At 61.1% G+C, this 5,973-nt stretch carries 7 protein-coding genes; 3 read left to right on the plus strand and 4 right to left on the minus strand.

Going from position 1 to position 5,973, the window contains the following annotated elements:
• The coding region (locus EPO09_RS04690) for a DUF3717 domain-containing protein (protein WP_290640683.1) at positions 1-77 on the minus strand (77 nt) is incomplete at its 3' end.
• 13 nt (positions 78-90) lie between these two features.
• A complete protein-coding gene (locus EPO09_RS04695; protein WP_290640673.1) occupies positions 91-1,428 on the minus strand; it encodes a tryptophan--tRNA ligase in 1,338 nt (445 codons plus the stop codon).
• A gap of 155 nt (positions 1,429-1,583) precedes the next feature.
• On the opposite strand from EPO09_RS04695, the gene purN reads away from it, so the two are divergent.
• From purN to EPO09_RS04710, 3 genes are all read left to right on the plus strand, one after another.
• Complete coding sequence (gene purN / locus EPO09_RS04700; protein WP_290640675.1) at positions 1,584-2,216, plus strand: phosphoribosylglycinamide formyltransferase; 633 nt, start codon at positions 1,584-1,586, stop codon at positions 2,214-2,216.
• Positions 2,217-2,335: 119 nt separating this feature from the next.
• On the plus strand, positions 2,336-3,226 hold the full coding sequence (locus EPO09_RS04705; RefSeq protein WP_290640685.1) for a DUF2167 domain-containing protein: 891 nt from the start codon (positions 2,336-2,338) through the stop codon (positions 3,224-3,226).
• Positions 3,227-3,246: 20 nt separating this feature from the next.
• Positions 3,247-3,972: a site-2 protease family protein gene (locus tag EPO09_RS04710; protein WP_290640677.1), complete on the plus strand. Its 726-nt coding sequence runs from the start codon at positions 3,247-3,249 to the stop codon at positions 3,970-3,972.
• Positions 3,973-3,980: 8 nt separating this feature from the next.
• On the opposite strand, the gene EPO09_RS04715 is transcribed toward EPO09_RS04710, so the two are convergent.
• Entirely contained in the window at positions 3,981-5,324 is a 1,344-nt protein-coding gene (locus EPO09_RS04715) for an ATP-binding protein (protein WP_290640679.1), read from the minus strand.
• Between the two features lie 138 nt (positions 5,325-5,462).
• On the minus strand, positions 5,463-5,903 hold the full coding sequence (locus EPO09_RS04720) for a CBS domain-containing protein (RefSeq protein ID WP_290640681.1): 441 nt from the start codon (positions 5,901-5,903) through the stop codon (positions 5,463-5,465).
• Between the last annotated feature and the right edge of the window lie 70 nt (positions 5,904-5,973).

Genomic DNA, 5,973 nt, shown 5'->3' on the forward strand with positions numbered 1-5,973 from the left:
ATGCCATCTGGCGAGGGACGCTGATCGCGCCACCAGTTGATGGCCGATTCGATATCGGTGATGTGGATGCCTGCCATGCGATGAATCGACTCAGCCCTTGGCCGCCTTGCTGGCTTCCAGTTCGGCCTCATGCGCCTGCAAGGCCGACAAGGCGGCTTCAGCCATATCGCGCGCCACGCCCTCGGCCAGGCTCACGGGGGCCTCGGCCAGCACGGCGGCACCGTCAGTCTTGAAGCGCTTGACCCAGGTACCGGCTTCACGGCCTTCGGCAAAAGCCTGGCTTTGCAGCAGCAGCGTGCCATCGGCAGCGGTCAGCTTGAAGTAGAACTGGCCGTCAAACTCGCGGTATTGCTTGAAGGCAGGCACATCAGCCTTCACAGCCTGCGCCTTGGCCGCCTTGGCTTGCGGTGCGGCCACCATGGTGCGCAAGCCCACGGCTTGACGCAACTCGGTCAGGAAAGGCGTGGCCACCGCACGCGCCTTGGCCGCGCCTGCCTGCAGCACCTCTTCGATTTGCTCGGGGTGGGCCACCAGTTGGGCATAACGCTCGCGCATGGGCCCCACATGGTATTCAATCAGCTTGACCACGCGCTGCTTGGCATCACCCCAACCCAGGCCGGCACGCAGATCGGCGCGGAATGCCTCGCGCGTGGCCGCATCGGCAAAGGCGTCGTGGATGGTGACCAGATGGGCGCTGTCAGGGTCCTTGGGCTCGCCCGGCAGGCGCGAATCGGTCACGATGCGGGCGATCGCGTCTTTCAAGGCCTTGGGGCCGCCATCGAACAAGGGCACGGTGTTGTCATAGCTCTTGCTCATCTTGCGGCCGTCCAGGCCGGGCAAGGTGGCCACGCTCTCTTCGATCTCGGCCTGGGGCAGCACGAACAGCTCGCGGCCCTTGCCAAAGGTGTGGTTGAAGCGCTGGGCCACGTCACGCGCCATCTCGATGTGCTGGACCTGATCGCGCCCCACAGGCACGCGGTGTGCGTTGAACAGCAGGATGTCGGCCGCCATCAGGATGGGATAGCAGTACAGGCCCATGGTGATGCCGGCATCCGGATCTTCGGCGTTCACACCATTGGCATCCACGGCGGCCTTGTAGGCGTGCGCCCGGTTCATCTGCCCCTTGGCCGTCACACAGGTCAGCAACCAGTTCAGCTCGGTGATCTCGGGCACATCGCTCTGGCGATAGAAGGTCACGCGCTGGGTATCCAGGCCGGCGGCCAGCCAGGTCGCGGCGATTTCAAGGCGCGAGCGCTCGATGCGGTCCGGGTCGTCGCACTTGATCAGCGCATGGTAATCGGCCAGGAAGAAGTAGCTCTCGACCCCGGCCTCGCGGCTGGCCACGATGGCCGGACGGATGGCGCCCACGTAATTGCCCAGGTGGGGTGTGCCGGTGGTCGTGATACCGGTGAGAACGCGTACGGTCATGGCTGGCTGATCGGCTGGTTGACGGCTTCGTTGAAAGCGCTGATTTCGAATGAAGAAACGAAAACGGGAAAGTGCCGAATTGTAGGTGCTGGGCCCATTTCCCGGGCGTGGCCAGGGCGTCTGGCCGGGCACAGGCCGATTACACTGTCGCCCGCATGAAGAACATCGTCATCCTGATCTCCGGCCGCGGCTCCAATATGGAAGCCATTGTGGACACCTGTGCCAGCGAGCAATGGCCCGCCCGCATCGCGGCCGTGGTCAGCAACAAGGCCAGCGCGGGGGGCCTGCAGTTCGCCGCCTCGCGCGGCATTGTCACCGCGGTGCTGGATCACAAGGCCTTCGAAACGCGCGAAGCGTTTGATGCCGAACTGGCCCGCGTGATCGACGGCTACGCCCCTGACCTGGTCGTGCTGGCCGGCTTCATGCGCATCCTGACAGAGGGTTTCGTGCGCCATTACGAAGGCCGGTTGATCAACATCCACCCTTCCCTGCTGCCCGCCTTCCCCGGCTTGCATACCCACCAGCGCGCCATTGAAGCCGGCTGCAAGCTGGCCGGCGCCACCGTGCACTTTGTGACGCCCGAACTGGATCACGGCCCCATCGTGGCCCAGGCCGCCGTGCCCGTGCTGAGCGATGACACGGAGGGCAGCCTGTCAGCCCGCGTGCTCAAGCAAGAACACGTGATCTACCCACGCGCCGTGAAATGGTTTGTGGAAGATGCCCTCACATTGCGCGATGGTCTGGTCCAACACAACACTGGTGAGCCACAACTGGTACTGGGCGACTAAGGCCAGACGCCGGTGCACTCTGCTAACCTTTGCGGCCTGAAGTGAAGGGAGCAGACAACATGCACAACAACCGTACACCATCGACCAACCGTGGCTTGGCGAGCTGGGTCCTAGCCACCATGATCGCCTTGGCCGCTTGCCATGCGCCCGCAGCTTTGGCAGACGAGGCCCCGGCGACATCCACACAAGAGCAGGCCCATCAAGCCGCATTCGAGCAAGCCACGAAGGCCATGCAGGCAGCGCAGGTCAAAGGCCCTGCCGAAATCAAGCTGCGTGACCAAGCCACACTCAAGCTGCCTGCGGGTTATGTGTGGGTGCCGGAGCCTGCCGCTGGCCAGTTCATGAAGGCCGTGGGCAACCACCCCGACGAGCGCGAACTGGGTTTGATCTTCCCTGCATCAGAAGCGCAAGGCTGGATGGTGGTGGCCCGCTATGAAGATGCCGGCTACATCAAGGACGACGACGCCAAGAACTGGAACGTTGACGATCTGTTCAAGAGCCTCAAGGATGGCACGGAGGCCTCTAACGAAGAGCGCCGCAAGAATGGCTATCCGGAACTCGACATCCTGGGTTGGGTGGAGAAACCCAACTACGTGGCCGATACCCATCGCCTGGTCTGGTCGATGTCTGCTCGCGTCAAGGGCGCACCCGCAGATGAACCTACCAGCATCAACTACAACACCTATGCGCTGGGCCGCGAAGGCTACATCACGCTCAACCTGATCACCGGCCAGCAAGCCATCGGTCAGGACAAGGTGCATGCGCAAACGCTGCTGTCCGCCCTGGACTTCAATGAAGGCAAGCGCTACGCCGATTTCAACCAGTCCACAGACAAGGTGGCGGAGTATGGGCTGGCAGCACTGGTTGGCGGCCTGGCTGCCAAAAAGCTGGGCATGTTCGCCCTGGCTGCAGGCTTCTTCGCCAAGTTCGCCAAGATCATCCTGCTGGCAGGTGCCGGCGTGATGGCGGCCGTCGGCAAGTTCTTCAAGCGCGACAAAAACCAAGGCTGACTTCGTCAAACGCCCACACCATGTTGAAGATCCTTTTTCTGCTGTTCAGCGGCCTGAAGTTCGGCAAGCTGCTCACCACAGGCGGCACCATGCTGATCTCGCTGGTGGTCTACGCCTTCATCTATGGATGGAAGTACGCTGCAGGCTTCATCGCCTTGTTGTTCGTGCACGAGATGGGGCACTTCATCGCCGCACGCCAGCGTGGCCTGCAAGTGGGCGCCCCGACGTTCATCCCCTTCATGGGCGCGTGGATCGAGATGAAAGATCTGCCCCACGACGCAGAAACGGAAGCCTATGTCGGGCTCGGCGGGCCGCTCGTGGGCACCCTGGGCGCGCTGGCTTGCTACTTCCTGGCACGCGACATGGACCACAGCAGCAAGTGGTTGCTGGCTGTGGCTTACGCCGGCTTCTTCCTGAACCTGTTCAATCTCATCCCGCTGTCGCCACTGGATGGTGGGCGCATCACGGCGGTCCTGTCGCCCAGACTGTGGTTGTTGGGCGTGCCGGTGATGGGCTTCCTGCTGTGGCAGAACCCGCTCAACCCGGTACTGATCATGATCGCCATCATGGCCATCCCGCAGGTCATCAAAGCCTGGCAGTTCCGAGCAGATGATCCTTCGCATGCCGGATATTACGTGGCATCAGCCGAAACACGGCTGACTTACGCCACGGCCTATATCGGCCTGCTGGCTTTCCTGGCCGTGATGACGCACGATGTGCACGAGATGCTCGCCACCATCCGCTGAGATGGCCATCAGGCCGCGCTGATCGGCACCTCGAACCAGAACAGGCTACCCGTGCCGGGCTGGCTGTCCACACCGATTCGCCCGTTCATCATGTCGACCAGGCGCTTGCAAATAGCCAGGCCCAGGCCCGAGCCGCCATATTGACGAATGGTGTTGTCACTGGCTTTGCTGAAAGGTTGGAACAAATGGCACAAGGCCTCATGCGGGATGCCTATGCCTGAATCCTGCACCTCCACATGCAAGGCGTGCTGCCCATCCTCGGCCTGCATGGTTCGGCACCGCACCGACACTTCACCCTCTGGTGTGAACTTCACGGCATTGGCCAGCAGATTGAGCAACACCTGTTTGACCCGCAATGGATCGCCCGTGGCATCGATCTCGCCATCAGGGAACTCGCGGATCAGCGACACCCCTTTCTGCTCGGCAATGGAGGAGACCATGTCCACAGCCTCGTGCGCGAGTTGCACCGCATCAAAGCGTTGAGACGCCAGTGGTGTGGCGTGCGCTTCCAGTCGAGAAAAATCCAGCACATCGTTGACGATCTGCATCAAGGTGCCACCGCAGCGCTCAATCTGTTCAACGTAAACCGACTGCTGATTGACAAGATCACCACGTTTGAGCAGTTGCGTGAAACCCAGGATGCCATTGAGCGGCGTGCGCACTTCGTGGCTAATCTGGGCAAACATGCGCGTGCGATCCAGGCTGGACTGTTGAACTGCCTGCAGCATGGCCTCCAGCTTCTGAGCTCGACGCTCCAGCGACAAGTTTTGTTTGTCGATCATGCACTGGTTGGCATCGATCTCTTCGCCAAAACGGTCATAGGCGCGACGCACCACGATGCCAAAGCCAGCACCAATGACCAGGAAGCTGATCTGCATGAGAAACAGCGGATTGTCTTCATGCCTCATCAAGGGCTGAATCCAGCCATGCTGCTGGTTCTGCCACATCAGTACGGCACAGGCCAGCGCGATGAGCACCCAGATCAAGCCATCGACCACGCCCATCAAGTGCGCCACGAACATTGGCCACCACACCAGCCACCACACGGCCGTGCTCGGTGTCAGCCCCATCCACATCAAGCCCACAACGAGCCCGCAGAGGTTGCCTATCAACATCAGGTAGCTGCATGCACGGATGCAAGCCGGACTGAAGCGCGACTTGAACAGAGGAAAGAGCGCCAGCACCAGCAAGGCGGGCAAGCCCAGCACAGCCGCAATGGCCCATTGGCCCAGATACAGGCCGTATGCAAGTGCGAACGCAAAATGCCCAGCAACCGATACATAGATCAGTTCGCTGAAGCGCTTGTATTTGACCCAGCCAGCAGCCCATTGCGCTGGAGGTGGTGATGCCATGTACTGCTCCTGTGGCCTCATCAATTGGCGTGCCCTGACGCCGCTCGCAAGCCTAACTCATGCTGGCGTGAATCACCCCTGTTGCAGCATGAGGGTTTGCGAGATGACAAGAACCCTTCACATGGCAAACCCCATCCATCAAGCGCGAGCACCGGTGATGTAGTGCTCCAACTGTTCGATGATGAACTTCTGCTCGGAGATGATGCCCTTGACCAGATCACCAATGGAGATCATGCCCAGCAAGCGTTCTCCATCCATGACCGGCAGATGCCGCAAGCGGTTCTCGGTCATCAAGGCCATGCACTCTTCACTGGTCTGGCTCGGGCTCACGTACATCACGGCAGACGTCATGATCTCGCTCACATCGGTCTCGCGAGACAAGCGCGACATCAGTGCAATCTTGCGCGCGTAATCCCGCTCGGTGATGATGCCCGTGATGCGGCCCTCATCCATCACCAGCAAGGCGCCCACACGTTTGTCAGACATCATGACCAGCGCGTCATACACGGACGCGGTCGGGGCGATGGTGTAGATGGACTGATCGGGCTTGGCCCGGAGAATCTCGGCAGCGGTGGTCACCTGCTTGCTCCTCTTTGTGTGTGACAAGCGCAGATCACGGGAACGAAGGCACGTTGGGCTCATGACCCTC

Origin of the sequence: Aquabacterium sp. (assembly GCF_004297345.1) — a bacterium.
In the GTDB taxonomy this organism is placed as follows: domain Bacteria; phylum Pseudomonadota; class Gammaproteobacteria; order Burkholderiales; family Burkholderiaceae_C; genus Aquabacterium.

Bases quoted from the DNA above. Each gene is read 5' to 3' on its own strand.
- EPO09_RS04710 (WP_290640677.1), top strand. From the start codon at position 3,247: ATGTTGAAGATCCTTTTTCTGCTGTTCAGCGGCCTGAAGTTCGGCAAG.
- EPO09_RS04715 (WP_290640679.1), bottom strand. From the start codon at position 5,324: ATGGCATCACCACCTCCAGCGCAATGGGCTGCTGGCTGGGTCAAATAC.
- purN (WP_290640675.1), top strand. From the start codon at position 1,584: ATGAAGAACATCGTCATCCTGATCTCCGGCCGCGGCTCCAATATGGAA.
- EPO09_RS04705 (WP_290640685.1), top strand. From the start codon at position 2,336: ATGATCGCCTTGGCCGCTTGCCATGCGCCCGCAGCTTTGGCAGACGAG.
- EPO09_RS04695 (WP_290640673.1), bottom strand. From the start codon at position 1,428: ATGACCGTACGCGTTCTCACCGGTATCACGACCACCGGCACACCCCAC.